This is a genomic window from Roseovarius sp. EC-HK134 (assembly GCF_902498815.1).
Taxonomy (GTDB): Bacteria; Pseudomonadota; Alphaproteobacteria; order Rhodobacterales; family Rhodobacteraceae; genus Roseovarius; species Roseovarius mucosus_A.
Genome location: NZ_LR701544.1, coordinates 1,012,580 through 1,027,541, shown reverse-complemented (window position 1 = coordinate 1,027,541; position 14,962 = coordinate 1,012,580). Strand labels below are relative to the sequence as shown.

Annotated in this window: 16 protein-coding genes; 10 read left to right on the top strand and 6 right to left on the bottom strand. The window is 57.3% G+C overall.

Annotated elements, in window-relative coordinates:
- Positions 1-145 precede the first annotated feature (145 nt).
- On the bottom strand, positions 146-859 hold the full coding sequence (locus tag GC127_RS08830) for a response regulator transcription factor (protein WP_151977624.1): 714 nt from the start codon (positions 857-859) through the stop codon (positions 146-148).
- A gap of 299 nt (positions 860-1,158) precedes the next feature.
- Between GC127_RS08830 and GC127_RS08825 the strand changes: the two genes are divergently transcribed.
- Positions 1,159-1,872 carry a redoxin domain-containing protein gene (locus GC127_RS08825; RefSeq protein ID WP_008281184.1) on the top strand — a complete coding sequence of 238 codons (714 nt, stop codon included), beginning with the start codon at positions 1,159-1,161 and terminating at the stop codon, positions 1,870-1,872.
- A gap of 18 nt (positions 1,873-1,890) precedes the next feature.
- On the opposite strand, the gene ybgC is transcribed toward GC127_RS08825, so the two are convergent.
- Positions 1,891-2,286 (bottom strand): tol-pal system-associated acyl-CoA thioesterase, encoded by a 396-nt coding sequence (gene ybgC, locus GC127_RS08820; protein WP_081507203.1) that lies wholly within the window; start codon positions 2,284-2,286, stop codon positions 1,891-1,893.
- A 215-nt stretch (positions 2,287-2,501) separates the two neighbouring features.
- Here ybgC and GC127_RS08815 point away from each other — a divergent pair, with 215 nt between their 5' ends.
- From GC127_RS08815 to GC127_RS08790, 6 genes are read left to right on the top strand one after another with little or no spacing between them, the layout of a single operon-like run.
- Positions 2,502-5,375: a monovalent cation/H+ antiporter subunit A gene (locus tag GC127_RS08815; protein ID WP_008281182.1), complete on the top strand. Its 2,874-nt coding sequence runs from the start codon at positions 2,502-2,504 to the stop codon at positions 5,373-5,375.
- Position 5,376: 1 nt separating this feature from the next.
- Positions 5,377-5,739 (top strand): Na+/H+ antiporter subunit C, encoded by a 363-nt coding sequence (locus GC127_RS08810; protein ID WP_008281181.1) that lies wholly within the window; start codon positions 5,377-5,379, stop codon positions 5,737-5,739.
- Positions 5,736-7,247 carry a monovalent cation/H+ antiporter subunit D gene (locus GC127_RS08805; RefSeq protein ID WP_151977622.1) on the top strand — a complete coding sequence of 504 codons (1,512 nt, stop codon included), beginning with the start codon at positions 5,736-5,738 and terminating at the stop codon, positions 7,245-7,247. Before GC127_RS08810 ends, GC127_RS08805 begins: the two co-directional genes overlap by 4 nt.
- Positions 7,248-7,260: 13 nt before the next feature.
- A complete protein-coding gene (locus GC127_RS08800) occupies positions 7,261-7,752 on the top strand; it encodes a Na+/H+ antiporter subunit E (protein WP_008281179.1) in 492 nt (163 codons plus the stop codon).
- On the top strand, positions 7,749-8,018 hold the full coding sequence (locus tag GC127_RS08795; RefSeq protein WP_008281177.1) for a K+/H+ antiporter subunit F: 270 nt from the start codon (positions 7,749-7,751) through the stop codon (positions 8,016-8,018). The genes GC127_RS08800 and GC127_RS08795 overlap by 4 nt, the downstream gene beginning before the upstream one ends.
- A gap of 10 nt (positions 8,019-8,028) precedes the next feature.
- Positions 8,029-8,424 carry a Na+/H+ antiporter subunit G gene (locus GC127_RS08790; RefSeq protein WP_151977620.1) on the top strand — a complete coding sequence of 132 codons (396 nt, stop codon included), beginning with the start codon at positions 8,029-8,031 and terminating at the stop codon, positions 8,422-8,424.
- A 97-nt stretch (positions 8,425-8,521) separates the two neighbouring features.
- Here GC127_RS08790 and GC127_RS08785 read toward each other — a convergent pair whose 3' ends face one another.
- Positions 8,522-9,445 (bottom strand): sulfotransferase, encoded by a 924-nt coding sequence (locus GC127_RS08785; RefSeq protein WP_151977618.1) that lies wholly within the window; start codon positions 9,443-9,445, stop codon positions 8,522-8,524.
- A 165-nt stretch (positions 9,446-9,610) separates the two neighbouring features.
- Here GC127_RS08785 and GC127_RS08780 point away from each other — a divergent pair, with 165 nt between their 5' ends.
- The 3 genes from GC127_RS08780 to GC127_RS08770 all read left to right on the top strand — a co-directional run bounded on the left by GC127_RS08780 (position 9,611) and on the right by GC127_RS08770 (position 11,623).
- Entirely contained in the window at positions 9,611-10,234 is a 624-nt protein-coding gene (locus GC127_RS08780) for a phage tail protein (RefSeq protein ID WP_237183574.1), read from the top strand.
- Positions 10,235-10,315: 81 nt separating this feature from the next.
- Positions 10,316-10,939 (top strand): phage tail protein, encoded by a 624-nt coding sequence (locus GC127_RS08775; protein WP_151977616.1) that lies wholly within the window; start codon positions 10,316-10,318, stop codon positions 10,937-10,939.
- Between the two features lie 57 nt (positions 10,940-10,996).
- Positions 10,997-11,623 (top strand): phage tail protein, encoded by a 627-nt coding sequence (locus GC127_RS08770; RefSeq protein WP_151977614.1) that lies wholly within the window; start codon positions 10,997-10,999, stop codon positions 11,621-11,623.
- Positions 11,624-11,680: 57 nt separating this feature from the next.
- Here GC127_RS08770 and GC127_RS08765 read toward each other — a convergent pair whose 3' ends face one another.
- From GC127_RS08765 to GC127_RS08755, 3 genes are read right to left on the bottom strand one after another with little or no spacing between them, the layout of a single operon-like run.
- Positions 11,681-12,001 (bottom strand): hypothetical protein, encoded by a 321-nt coding sequence (locus GC127_RS08765; protein WP_037298678.1) that lies wholly within the window; start codon positions 11,999-12,001, stop codon positions 11,681-11,683.
- Positions 11,988-13,829, bottom strand: coding sequence for a carbamoyltransferase N-terminal domain-containing protein (locus GC127_RS08760; RefSeq protein ID WP_151977612.1), 1,842 nt, complete (start codon positions 13,827-13,829; stop codon positions 11,988-11,990). Before GC127_RS08760 ends, GC127_RS08765 begins: the two co-directional genes overlap by 14 nt.
- Positions 13,826-14,749, bottom strand: coding sequence for a hypothetical protein (locus GC127_RS08755; protein ID WP_254700039.1), 924 nt, complete (start codon positions 14,747-14,749; stop codon positions 13,826-13,828). The genes GC127_RS08760 and GC127_RS08755 overlap by 4 nt, the downstream gene beginning before the upstream one ends.
- Positions 14,750-14,962 lie beyond the last annotated feature (213 nt).

Here is a 14,962-nt window from a genome sequence, read left to right as displayed (position 1 = left end):
TGTGTCTGGCCGTTCTCCGGCCTTATTGCAGAGCAAACTATCCTATTTGAAACGGGAAAGCCAACACCATCCGCAAGCCAGCGCTGGTTTACAGCGGAATTCGCCTCAGGATCGGGCGGATATTTGCCGGAACGTGGCGGCGGGGTCAGACTTCGTCCAGCATTTGCGCTTCGAGGAGCATATAACCTCGACCATGAACGGTCTTGATGCGGCGGTTTCCTTCCTCGCCCGCGAACAACTTGCGACGCAAGCGGCTGATGATGCCATCCACGGAACGGTCGCTGATCGACCACTGATCTCCGCGTACCGATTTGATAATCTGGTCGCGCGACAAGATCGCATTGGTATGGGCCACCAACACCATCAGCACGTCAAATTCGAATGTGGTCAATTCAATGGGCTGCCCGCCAATTCGAACAGAGCGACGCACGCCGCAGATTTCCACATTTCCTACCCGGCGCAACGACGGGCTGGGCATTGGGCGGGCCCCATCGGCATCGGGTGCCGCAGCCGCTATCCGTCGCACCACAGCCCGCACACGGGCGCAAAGTTCGCGGGGGCGCACGGGTTTGACCATATAGTCATCTGCCCCCATTTCCAGCGCAAGAACGGCGTCGATCTCGTCTTCGGAATTACCCAACAAGATTAGCCCGGCACCGGATTTGTGGCGTAACTGGCGCACGATATCATAGCCATCTACGCCACGATAACGGGCCCCCACCACGCAGATGTGTACGTTGTTGCGCTCTACCGCGTCCAAAACAGCAGAAATATCCGGACACAGCACCGTTTCGTAACCCTCTTCGGCAAGGCGCTCTGTCACAAGAAGCTTGGTTGCGCGGTCCTCTTCAAGAACCATGGCCCTTAGTGGCATATTGTCTCGCATCGATGTCTGGAGATGAATATATCGCGAGGCGAAAACCAAGGACGTCTGCGCGGGGTGAATTGGGACCGAACCAAAAATCCCATGCACTCAGGACATTTAGAAGAGTACTATCAAAGTCACCTTTTAGACACAAGCATCTACGACCGATGGGCGATTTTTGTGTTAAGACATAACGTTAAATGCCTTTGCCCGATTTTAAACACATTTGGTTTCAATCCTCTCACTGTTGCAGGCATCAACAACTTTCAATCAGAGGACGATGGGGCGCTGGCATGACCATACAATTCTTTACTCCACGCGGGCCGGGAAACGAGGTTTTGAAACTGCCCAGCTCGTTGCGAAAAACTGTAAAGTGGCTGCCGCAGATCGGAGATCTGTTTCCCGATTTTGCTGTCGAGACCACACAGGGGACTTTGCGCTTTTGGGATTGGGCTGAGGGCAGTTGGGTGCATCTGTTCAGCCATCCCGCCGCATTTACGCCGGTCTGTACCACCGAGATCGCGTCACTGGCCAGCTATTCAAGATCCTGGACTGCGTGTGGGATCAAGAACCTAGCCCTGACTGCCTCTTCGATCGCAGAGCAGCAAGCGTGGCATGCAGAGATTGAGGATATGTTCGACGTGAAAGTCGATTTCCCCTGTGCCTGTGATCACGGCATGCGACTTGCGCGGATATTCGGCATGGTCCACGAAAAGGAATCCTCGGAATGGCCCATTCGCAAGAGTTTTCTGATTGATCCGGCGCAACGGATACGGATGATTTTCGAGTATCCTGTATTTGTTGGCCGGAATACCGACGAGGTTCTGCGTGTGGCCAAGGCGCTGCAACTGCGCGACAGGACCGGCGCGGCCACCCCTGCGGATTGGTATGATGGGGATATAGCGATTATCTCTGACAACCGACCAGAGGCAGATGTGATCCGCGAGTTTGGTGTGGGTTCAACGCAGTTACGCCCGTATTTACGGGTAGTCGGACAATGCCCGTGACGCGTCGAGCCGGCGCGCTCAGCCGGTCGTACGCAGAGGCGCAGGCAGTTTGACCGGCTTTCCCGCAAGGGTCAGGCAAGCGATCGTGACCTGCGCGGTAAAGATGACATCGGTGCCGCGTAGCACAGATTGCTCTATCACCAACCGCGCGCCAGTTCCGGCAACGGCGCGCGTTTCAACCGTAAGCCGATCATCAAGCCGCGCGGGACCAAGATAATCAGCCTCGACCCGGCGCACAGCAAATATGAGGCCGTCGCAATCGCGCATGGCGTTCTGATCAATGCCCTTGTCGCGCACCCAAGCGCTGCGGGCGCGTTCTATGTATTTCAGATAATTTGCGTGATAAACGATCCCGCCCATATCGGTGTCTTCGTAATATACGGTAATAGGAAAGCTATGTAGGGGGCTGGTCACTGTCGGATCCTGTGTTGGGTACGCTTGCAGCAGAGCATCCCAAGGACCTGCGTTCAAGCGTCGCGGTTTCACGAGGTGGAAAATCGTCACAAGCTGGGTTGTGGCGCGGCAATGCCGCCGTATATTACGCTGGATCAACTGAAACGGCACGTAAAATGCACCCGCGACGTGGTGCCAAGGCCGAGGCAGAGAACAGGGAGAGGGGCGGGAGACGGATGGACAATGCCGCAGGATTTTTGCCGATCATCGCGGCGTTGCCGTTTTTGGGAGCTTTGTTTCCCGGCCTGATGATCCAAGCCGGGCGCAACACCTGCGCCGCCTTTACCGCAGCGCCCACGATCCTTGCGCTCATATTGCTGCTGCTTTGCGCGCCTGCGGTGATGCGGGGCGAAGTGCTGACCTTTGGCATCGAGTGGTTGCCGTCGCTTGGTCTTAACGTCAATTTCATGCTGGATGGTCTGGGGCTGCTCTTTGCCGGGATGATCCTTGGCATCGGCCTTTTGATCATCCTCTACGCGCGGTTTTACCTGTCACGCGAAGATCCGATGGGGCAGTTTTATACCTACCTGCTGCTGTTTCAGGGCGCGATGGTGGGAATTGTACTGAGCGATAACATTTTGTTATTGTTGATTTTCTGGGAACTGACGTCGCTGTCATCCTTCCTTTTGATCGGATATTGGAAACATTTGCCCGAAGGGCGGCAAGGCGCGCGAATGGCGCTGACGGTGACGGGCCTTGGCGGTCTTGCCATGATCGCGGGCATGTTGATCCTTGGGAATATCGCCGGAAGCTATGATCTCAGCGTGATCCTGACGCAGAAAGACGCGATTCAGGCGAGCCCGATGTATCTGCCGGCCCTTATCCTGATTTTGCTTGGGTGTTTCACAAAATCTGCGCAGTTTCCGTTCCATTTCTGGCTGCCCCACGCGATGGCCGCGCCGACACCGGTCTCGGCTTATCTGCATTCGGCCACGATGGTGAAAGCGGGGCTTTTCCTTATGGCGCGCATGTGGCCGGTTCTGGCGGGCACACCGGAATGGTTCTGGATCGTATCCTCGACGGGCCTCATTACCATGGTGATGGCCGCAAAAATCGCGCTCTTCAAGGATGATCTCAAGGCGCTTTTGGCCTTTTCGACAGTGTCGCATCTGGGCCTGATCACCATGCTTTTGGGGCTTGGCACCAAGGCGGCGGCGGTGGTCGCGGTGTTTCACATCATCAATCATGCCACATTCAAGGCCGCGCTGTTTATGACAGCGGGCATTGTAGATCACGAGGCGCATACGCGAGATATCAAGCGCCTTGGCGGGTTGCGGCATCTGATGCCAATCACCTTTACGATTGCCACTATTGCAGCACTGTCGATGGCTGGGATTCCGCCCTTCAACGGGTTCCTGTCCAAAGAAATGATGCTGGCAGAAGTGGCCGAGACCCATTGGATCGGCCCACATTGGATGATGGGCGCGTTGGCAACTTTGGGCGCGCTTTTCTCGGTGGCCTATTCGTTCCGATATATCGCTCATGTGTTCCTTGGCCCCAAGCGCGACGATTATCCGGCCAAGCCGCATGACCCGGGTTTCGGCATGTGGGCCGCGCCTGCATTCCTGACGCTTCTGGTGATCCTGATTGGGATTATGCCAATGACCTTTGCCGGGGATCTGGTGCGGGTCGCGGCACATGCTGTGACACAGTCTGATCCTTACGTGAAAATCTATCACATCCATGGGCTGGTGCCTGCATTCTGGATGTCGGTGATCGCGGTGGTTGGCGGCGCAATCCTGCTACGCCTGCATGCGCCACTGATGGCGATGTGGAACGCAACGCCACGACCCGAGGCCAAGGTGATGTTCGACGCGGTGACGCGGGCTGCCACGGCCCTGAGCACGGCGCTGACAGATGGTGTGCATAATGGCGCGCTCACCCGCAACGGCGCGATTTTCGCGGTCACGGTGATCGGCGCGGGTGTGCTTGGTTATATGGGCGGCGGCATGGCTGCGCCCACGCGCGAGATGTTGCCCGTAACGTTGGTGCCTGCGATTGGTTGGCTCTTGCTGGTGTTGGCGACAATCTGTCTGGTCGCGTTCCATCGCAACCGCTTTTTAGCGCTGGTCCTGATGGGGATTGTGGGCCTGATTGTGTCGATGGGCTTTGTCTATTTCTCTGCGCCAGACCTTGCGTTGACTCAAATCTCGGTCGAGGTGGTGACGATCATCCTGTTGCTTCTGGCGCTGAATTTCCTACCGCGCGAAACCCCGGCCGAAAGCAGTGTTGCCCGGCGGATGCGCGATGCTGGCATTGCTGCCGTCGGCGGTATTGCAGTAGCGGGTCTGACCTATGCCATTCTTCTGCGCGATTTCGCGTCAGAGAGCATCTCGGTCTTTCACCTCGCGAATTCCTACAAGGGCGGCGGCGGCACCAATGTGGTCAACGTGATCCTCGTCGATTTCCGGGGCTTTGATACCTATGGAGAAATCATCGTTCTGGGCATCGCCGCGCTTGTCATCTACGCGCTGACAGAAACCGTGCTCAAGGGACCGGGCGGGCGCTGGCTTTCGCAATGGAAGGCGGATCGCTATCCCGAAGCGGGGGATCGCCACCCGCTGATGATGGTTGTAGCCACCCGCGTGATGATGCCCATCGCGCTAATGGTCGGGGCCTATATTTTCCTGCGTGGCCACAATCAACCGGGCGGCGGATTTATCGCCGGTCTGATCGTAGCGATTGCGTTTCTCATGCAATATATGGCCTCTGGTTTTGCTTGGGCCGAAGCACGGCAGCGCGTGACCTACCATGCCACAATCGGTGTGGGTGTGCTGATCGCCAGCGTGACAGGGATCGGGGCATGGCTGGCAGGGCGACCGTTCCTTACATCCGATTACGGCTATCTGCATTTCCCGCCGATCGAGGAATTCGAATGGGCTACGGCCATGGCGTTTGACACCGGCGTGTTCCTGACCGTGGTAGGCGCGGTGATGCTGGCACTCAACAGCCTGTCAAGCATGGCGCGGCGGTCGGGTGAGACGGTGAACGTCGCGCCCATGGACATCAACCCGGCCCTCAGCACCGCGCCGGGCGAGAAGGAGGCGTAAGATGGAGCTTCTGTTTGCAAGTGCAATAGGCCTCTTGACCGCTGGTGGGCTGTATCTGGTTCTGCGGCTGCGCAGTTTCCCGGTGATCATCGGCATCTCGCTGCTCAGCTACGCGGTGAACGTGTTCCTGTTTGGCACAGGGCGGCTGGTGGTGAATATGCCGCCCATCTTACAGGACGGTGTAGAAAGCTATACGGATCCGCTGCCGCAGGCCTTGGTTTTGACAGCCATCGTGATTTCTTTTGGCATGACGGCGGTGGTGGTTATGCTGGCGCTTGGGTCGTTCCTCTCATCGCGCGATGACACCGTGAATATCGGATCCGAGACACCGCCAGAGCAGCCCGCGCAGGAGAATGAGGCATGAGCCACTGGATTATTGCCCCGGTCATCCTGCCGGCAGTGCTGGCCGCGATCCTTACGCTGGCGATGCGGCACCACCCATCGTTGCAGCGGGTTTTTTCCATTGCAGGCGTTGTTGCGGTTCTGGCGATTGCCATTGGCCTTACCGTGAAGGCGTCAAGCGGCGCGATTGAAGTGTATGAGCTGGGCAACTGGCAAGCCCCCTTTGGTATCGTTCTAGTTCTCGACCGGCTGTCGGCGCTGATGGTTCTGGTCACAGCGGTTCTGGCACTGCTGGTGCTGCTCTATGCCGTGGGCACCGGCTGGGACCAACGCGGCAATAATTTTCACGCCCTCTATCAGTTTCAGCTTATGGGCATTTTCGGTGCCTTCCTGACCGGCGACGCCTTCAACCTCTTTGTGTTCTTCGAGGTGCTGCTGATCGCCTCTTACGGTCTGATGATCCACGGTGGGGGTCGGCGCAGGCTCAAGGCGGGTGTGCAATATGTCATCTACAACTTGCTTGGCTCGACCCTGTTTCTCTTTGCGCTTGGCACGCTCTATGCGGTGACAGGCACGCTCAACATGGCCGATCTGGCGGTGCGGGCAGCTGAGATTCCAGTTGAGGACAGTGCGCTACTTCGGGTTGGCGCGATGCTGCTCTTCCTTGTCTTCGCCATCAAGGCAGCACTTTTGCCGCTGCATTTCTGGCTGCCAGAAACCTATGCCGAGGCCCCTGCCCCGGTGGCGGCGCTGTTTGCCATCATGACCAAGGTCGGGGCCTATGCGATTCTGCGCACATACACATTGGTCTTCGGCCCCGATCTTGGGGCGACCGCGGCGCTGATCGACCAAATGCTGATCTATGCCGCGCTGATCACGCTTGTGGCCGGGATGGTGGGTATTCTGGGGGCCAAACGGCTTGGGCGGCTGGCTGCCTTCGCCGCAATCGGCTCTATGGGCACGCTGCTGATTGCACTGGCCGGGTTCCGGCCCGAAACTACGGCTGCGGCGCTCTATTACATGATCCATTCCACGCTGGCCGGAGCGCTCTTGTTCCTTGTGGTCGATCTGGTACGCGAGCGGCGCGGGTCTTTGGCAGGCGCTATGCAACCCGGACCGCGCATGGCGCAGCACGGGATGATTGCCGCGCTCTTCTTTGGGTCGGCGATTGCCACGGCTGGTATGCCGCCGCTCTCGGGATTTGTTGGCAAGCTGCTCATTCTCGACGCCGTGCGCGGAATGGAGCAAGTCTGGCTTATCTGGGCGGTGATCCTGGCCACGTCGCTGGTTGCGATCCTTGGTCTGGGTCAGGCGGGCAGTGCGATTTTCTGGAAGCTGGCACCTGAGACGGGCGAGGAACCCGCCCCCGAGCCACAACCCGCCCTACCATTGGTCGTATGTTTCGCAATGCTGGGCGGCATTGTGGCGCTGTCGGTGCTGGCGGGGCCGGTGATGGGGTATATAGAGGCCACGGCGCAGCAATTGCATGCGCCAGAAGGCTATATCGCCGCCGTGCTGAACGGTGGTTGAGGGAGGAAAGACGATGCTGCGCAAGATCCTGCCCCATCCGTTCCTGACGCTGACCCTGATCGTGGTCTGGCAGATGATGGTGAACAAGCTGACCTTTGGTAACCTTCTCTTGGGGACGATCCTCGGGCTGATCATCCCGATCATCACCTCGCCCTATTGGCCCAACCGCCCGCGCCTGTCGAGCCTGCCCCGGATTGTGGAATTCGTGCTGGTGGTTCTGTGGGACATCTGCGTGGCCAATGTGCAGGTGGCCATGATCATTCTGTTCAAGGCCAATGCCAACACCAAGCCTGCTTGGATCACGATCCCATTAGATCTGCGTACACCAGAGGCGATCACAGTGCTGGCAGGCACGATCACCATGACGCCCGGCACGGTCTCAAGCGACCTGTCAGCGGATGGTCGCAGCCTGCTCGTGCATTGCCTCGATGCGCCCGATCCAGACGCGGTGCGCGATGACATCAAGGCGCGCTACGAACGCCGGCTCAAGGAGATTTTCGAATGATCGACTATGCGCTGTTTTTTGCCTTTGGCTGTTTTGGTCTGGGATTGCTGCTCAATATCTATCGGGTGATCAGTTCACCCACCGTGGGCGACCGGATTCTGGCGCTGGATACGATGGTGGTGAATATGATCGCGCTCTTGGCGCTGTTTGGTATTCTCAAAGGTACAATGATGTATTTCGAGGTGTCGATGATCATTGCCATGACTGGCTTTATCTCGACCGTTTCTTACACGCGCTTTCTCTTGCGCGGCGATATCATCGAATAGGGGGCGGAACATGGTTGTAGACATTCTCATTTCGGCCTGTCTGGTGATCAGCGGCGTGTTTGGCTTGGTGGGGTCTTTTGGGCTAATCAAACTGCCAGACCCGATGATGCGCCTGCATGCGCCGACCAAAGCCACGACGCTTGGGGTGGGCGGAGCGCTGATTGCCTCGATGATGTATTTTTACTTTGTCGTGGGGCAGTTCTCATTTCATGAACTGATGATCACGCTGTTTCTATTGCTGACCGCGCCAATCACCGGGCATTTCATCGCCAAGACGCATCTGCATCTGGTGCATAAACCCAGTGATCTGCCGCCCACAGGCACAGATCGCCCCTGGGCCAGCTATGAGAGCGATGCCGAACGGGCGCGGATCGAAGCAGAGGCAACAGGGACGCAAAACGGCTAAAGCGCGTTCACTTAGGCCGTGCCGCGATGCGCTCTGTTGAATTCCTCTCGACGTCGATCAGATCACAGAACGCCCAGCTACAGGCAGTCAGCGGCATTTAGAAATGATGCGCATCTATCTCTGCTTGTAGGTCACGCGCGCGCGTGACCACGTCAGACGGAAACTGTGAAATATCATGCTCTTTGCTTCGCCCAATCGTGGTGGGCTGCAAGAGGTTGGCAGGGAGTGACGTGTGATCTGGCAAGTCCAAGAAGCGGCGAAGGCGTGGCCAGTGTCTTTCCGGATCAGCGCAATAGGCCTCGTATGACATAACAAGAAACCGTCCGGGCATGTGAGCCCTGCCAAAATCTATTGCTGCGCTATTTGCAGCTATCCAATAGCGCAACTGATGCAACGCAAGTGAGGTATTCGGGTCCTGTGGCAGACCGAACAAATGGCTCCAATGCCGGGCTTGCCATGTGTTCTTGCTGAACGCCATGTCGAGCCCGTCCCGCACGACGTGAATATAGCGGCATTCAGGGAAGGCTTGGGCGAGATGCGGAAGAAACACATGGGTGTTTGGCTCTTTCCAGCCCCAAGGCTGATCGCTGCCCACTTTCGGTGGACCACTACTGATCAGGCTCTCGGCATCCGCTGCGCGTGCGCCGTTTTGCCAAGAGCCATTTGGCGGAAGCAGATCGCGCAGGCGCATCAGAAGCGCGTGTTCCTCAACGCTTAGGGTGCCGCACAGCCCGGTTGTCATGGCGCGTCGCAGAAGCTTTGCGGCTATCTCGACCTCTGCCGCTGGCGGGCCATGCTGAATCCAATCCGCACGCTTGAAAAGCACGGTGAACCAGAGGTTATCAAGCGGCACGTTGAGCTGCGCCCCAAGCCGGATACCCGCTTCGGAGAGTGTGGCTGCAAATACCCGCGTTCCTGAACCGCCAAGGCCACCAATCGCGACATGCGGATTTGTGACGGGCGGGGTTGCGACACGGATGCTTAGATGTGGGTGCGAAACCCTGTATTTTTGGTCAGTCATCAAAACCTTGTCACGCACCAAATCCGACCGGATCTCGGACCAGGCCTTTGGCCTGAAACGGTGCTCTTTTGGCCCCGAACCTTAAGAATAGTTTTTGCGTTTTATTGGGAATCGTAAGACACTAAATACTCAACTTTGAGTTTAACATATATTTGGAGATGTCGTATGAATTGTCTGAAAAAATCGACTGCTATTTTGGTACTAGGACTTGGACTCCTAGCCGGGGGAAGCCTAGTGCCACATCGGGCAGAGGCCGGTCTTAACCCATTTATTGGGGATATCATTGCTGTTGGCTACAATTTTTGTCCGCGTGGCTGGATGAGTGCGGAAGGACAAATTCTTGCGATTTCCAGCAACACGGCACTTTTTTCTTTGATTGGAACAACCTATGGCGGCAACGGCACAAGCACCTTTGGCTTGCCCGACTTGCGGGGTCGGGGTGCAATGGGAGAAGGAACCGGACTTGGCCTGTCACCGCGCAGCCAAGGTGAAATGACCGGAGCAGAGTCTGTCACGCTAAGCGCTGCTCAAATGCCGCTGCATAGTCATGCGGTGAATGCAAACAACCTCGATGGAGATCTACCGGGACCGGGTAACAAGCTCTTGGCGGCAGCACCGCCAAGCGGAGTGGGCTCTGAGACGATCTATTCTGATCAGGGGCCCACGGTCACGATGGCGCCGACGATGATCGGCGTTTCCGGCCAAAGCCAGCCATTCAATGTCGAAGATCCGGCGCTCGTGATGCAGTATTGCATTGCTACCCAAGGGGTATTTCCGTCGCGACCCTGAGCATAGCCCAAGGCCCCGGCTGACGCTGCGGGCGCGATTTTTTGCGGATATCAGACACAACTTTAATATTTGGAGTTAGCAATGAAGAATTTGAAGAAGAGCATGCTTGCGGCAGTGGGAGCCCTGAGCCTGACTTTGAGCCTTGGCGCTACGCCGAACCAAGCAAAGGCTGGATTAGAGCCCTTTCTTGGGGACATCATGATCGTCGGCTTTAACTTTTGCCCACGCGGTTGGTCCGAAGCGGCAGGTCAATTGTTGCCGATTGCACAAAACCAAGCACTGTTTTCCCTACTCGGCACGCAATTTGGCGGAGACGGGATCACGACATTTGCCCTGCCGGATCTGCGCGGCCGGATTACGGTGGGCCAAGGAACCGGGAACGGCCTGACACCACGGCTGGCGGGGCAAAGGTTTGGCTCTGAGACCAAGGTCATGACAGAGGCAACGATGCCGCAGCATAGCCATACGGTGCAGGCGAACAATCTGGACGGCGATTTGCCTGGTCCGGGGAATAAGCTGTTGGCGGCGGCACCGACCGGCGGCAGCGGCAACGAGACAATTTATTCTCAGGCAAACCCGAATGTCACGATGAGCGCGGCAATGATCGCCCCCGCCGGGGCAAGCACCCCGATCAGCACTCTGGATCCGACCTTGGCACTCTACCACTGCATTGCAACAGTGGGTGCGTTCCCATCACGTAATTGATCCCACCTTTGGACGAGCGACAGGTTGCCGTTCCGTATCAAGACTTTGGAGACTTTGATGACACATTTGAAAACGAAATCCCGTGACGCGCTGATGGCGATTGGGCTTGGCATTGCCGCATGTACAGCGCCGCAAGCAGCACTGGCAGACGCAGACCCCTATGTTGGCGAGATCGCACCGATGGGTATCGTCAATTTTTGTCCGACTGGCTGGGCAGAAACCAACGGCCAACTTCTTGCAATCAGTGAAAATAGTGCACTCTTTGCCCTGATTGGAACGACGTTTGGTGGCGATGGGAACGTATCCTTTGGCCTGCCGGATTTGCGTGGTCGTATTCCGGTTGGCCAAGGCACCGGCACCGGTCTGAGCCCGCGGTCTTGGGGGCAAAGCAGCGGACAACAGACAGTGACACTGACCACAAATCAGTTGGCCGCGCATAGCCACGCGGTGAACGCGACCAACAGCGATGGCAATTTCCCCGGACCGGGGGACAAGATTCTAGCGGCGGCACCGGATGGTGGTTCCGGACAGGAGACGATCTATTCGGACCAACCCGCCAATGTGCAAATGTCGCCGCAGATGATCGTGCCCTCAGGGGGAAACCAGCCAGTTGCTGTGCAGGACCCAACGCAGGTCATTCGCTATTGCATCGCCCTTGAGGGCGTATTTCCATCGCGCAGTTAGGCGCACTAATACACCTCTTGCGGCGGGAGATATCCGCCGCAGGGGGCAAGAATGTCCTTAGACGACCGGATAGACAAACCCGCCCAAACGGGGCGCAGGTTTATCAGGGGGCGCGAGATCGAGCCGACCATTCTCAAGCGCGACCTGCAGGGCGCTGAGCAAGGCCGCCATGCTCTGCTCGCCGTCTTCCATGGCACGGATGGCTGTCTGCGCAAGCAGTCCCTCAGCACCGTAAACCTCTGCAAAAGGGCGCGGGGCGGCATTCAGCTCTGCCATTGGCGGTACAAGACCCGCTGTTTCGACAGGGCCCTCTACCGGATGCGCACCAAGAAGGGTCATCATCCGCTCTAGAAACTCAGGGTGGTCAATCTGCGGCAAAGTGCATCCTCCCTATTTTCTTGTGAACCCAATCCGGCTGGGCAGATTTTCGAACGATCACCCCGCCGATGGCAAGAAGGTCCAGATGGGTGTTGAGAAAACAGTCAATAGCGTCCTTGGGGCTACAGATGATCGGTTCCCCACGTACGTTGAACGAGGTGTTGAGCAGCATCGGACAACCAGTCATCGCATGGAACGCAGCGAGGATTGCACCTGCCCGTGTGCCAATACCGGGTGTTACGGTCTGCAACCTCGCGCTGAAATCCACATGGGTGACGGCGGCAAAATCGCTGACAACAGCGTTCTGCAATTGCATCGGGCTGTGCAAGCCGCGCCCACGTGCGTCTGACAAGGTAGTATTTCCGCAAAATTCCGTTCTGAGTTGAGCGACAAGCAACATATAGGGGCTATCGGTTGGGTCCTCAAAATAGAGGGGCGCCTGATCGGCCAGCACGATAGGGGCGAAGGGACGCCAGTCTTCACGGAATTTAATTGATTTATTGACGCGGCTTAACGTGTCCTTTCCGCGCGGATCGGCAAGGATTGAGCGGTTCCCCAAAGCACGCGGTCCGAATTCCATCCGCCCATGAAAATGACCTACAATCTGCCCCTCGGCCAGCGCCCGTGCGACCGTATCGGCATAGGTCGCTGGGTCGGGCAGCTGCTGATAGACCAATCCCGCAGTCTCTAACGCCGCGCAGATTTCAGCATCGGTGAACTGTGGCCCAAGAAAGCCGCCTGCCATGGTATCGTTTGGAATAGGCTGCGGCTCGGTTGCAGCGCCATCGCGCGCCACTTCTAGCGCCGCGCCCAAGGCACCGCCCGCGTCACCGGATGCAGGCTGAATCCAGAGATTGCGAAGGCCGGGCAGGTCGCGGATCAGCCGACTATTGGCCACACAATTCAGCGCAACACCCCCCGCAAGGCAGAGGTTCGTGCTTTGCGCGCGGTCCAAAGCGGTTTTGGCAAGGGCCAACACCGCCTCTTCCAGCACCGCTTGGGCAGAGGCGGCGAGGTTCATGTGGACCTGTGTCATCGGATCAGACTCTTTGCGCTGCGGTTGACCAAACAGCATTTCAAAAAGCGGCGATGTGGTACTCAGCCCCCGGTCAAAGTCGAAATACGCCATGTTGAGGGCAAAGCCACCGTCAGGTTGCAGCTCGATCAGCTCATCAAGGATCTTTTGGCGGAATTCGGGCGTGCCAAAGGGGGCGAGGCCCATCAGTTTATATTCGCCAGAATTTACCTTGAAGCCGCAGTATTGCGTAAACGCGCTATAAAAGAGACCGAGTGAGTGCGGAAAGCTGATTTCTGCCTCGGCCTTTAACCCTGTGGCCTTGCCTGACCAAAGTGTCGTGGTGGAATATTCACCGACCCCGTCCAACACCAGCACTGCCGCCTCGGCAAAGGGCGCAGGATAGAACGCTGACGCAGCATGTGATCGGTGATGCGGGACAAAGACTATTCGGTCTGTATCCTCGGCGATCTTCCTCAATTGCACCGGCAGCTCTTCTGCAAGGCTTCGCAGGGTTTCCACCATCCGCGGCCAGAGCCGTGCACCGGTCGGAAGCCGGGTTTGTGCAGTTTGCAGAATGCGCCGCAGTTTGAGTCCGGGATCCTCATAATAGGCGACGCGATCAAGCGACGCGCCTTCCGGAAGCTGCGACAAACAATAGGTGATTGCGTTCATAGGAAACTGCCAATCAGCCTTTCGCCGGGTGAAGCGCTCTTCCTGCGCGGCGGCAAGGATGTGTGTGCCCTGCACGAGCGCCGCCGCAGAATCGTGGAAATGCGACGAGATGCCAAGCGTGTAGCGGGGGGCGGTCACGGGTCGCTCCGACGGCCGAGATCCGTGCCAATCAGCCGCCTGATGAGCGGCTGCAGCCGATCAGCAAACAGGCTGTTGGCTCTGGCGTTTGGGTGAATATCCCGTGGCAGAAATGTGTGATCCCGGTCGTGAGGATTTGAAATATTGGTCGCTTCTGGAAACCGGCTGAAAACAGCGGAGTTAAAATCGGGGTCCAGCGCATCCAGCAGGACAATCTGCAAAGGGATGCTTGCCGCCTTGGCCGTCTCGCAGACCATGCCGAGCACTGCACACGTGGCAAGGTTGATCATATGGTCATCCGGTAGAAAAACTCCGAATTCAACGTCACGCAGCGCCGGTTGCCAAATCTCGCGATACACGATCTGAAGCTGGCCCTTTCCATCAAATCGCGCAACGGGCACATGTTCGACCCTCAATTTATACCAATCTTCGCTGAGATACTGCCGCATGCGTTGTGGATGGGCGATGTTGCGAAACCGATGATCGCTGATCATGGCGAAAACGGCGGCATCCATTGTTCCTGCGGCAATGTCACGACGTAGCTGCAGAAGGTTCTGCACAGTACCGTGCCCGCCAATGCCACGATTCAAAATCTGGACACCTAGCATGTCGCGCTGGAGGAGGGCGGTAAAGGTTTCATCATCCGACAAACCGGTGCCATAGGTAAACGAGCAGCCATAAATTGCGACACGCGGTCCCTGCGCGGTCTGGGATCCAGGGACATAACGCCAGCCATCAGCCGCAATGTTCTGAAAAATGCCACTGCGAAACGCCACACGGACCGTATGTTCGGGCGACAGCCGCCAACCCAAAACGGGATCCGGGCGAAACATGAGCCGCGGCTTGCTTACGATTTTGCGTGTTTCAAGATGGGAAAATGGCATGATGTGATTGTATCGCTGCTCGTCTTGTGTCGCCACTCATAAGGTCAAATTTCAGGCTTTCCAAAGTTAATCGGCCAGATCCCCATATCCCGAACGCAGCCTTTAGCGCATTCGTTCGCAACGCTGCTGATCCTTGTGACGGCTCAACTTTTACAAGTTATGTACCACAGTCCACCGCTTTTAGCTGAATTCGGCGCAAAAAATCATGGAGCGCTTTATGCACTCCTGCACAACCTCCTGAGAGAACAA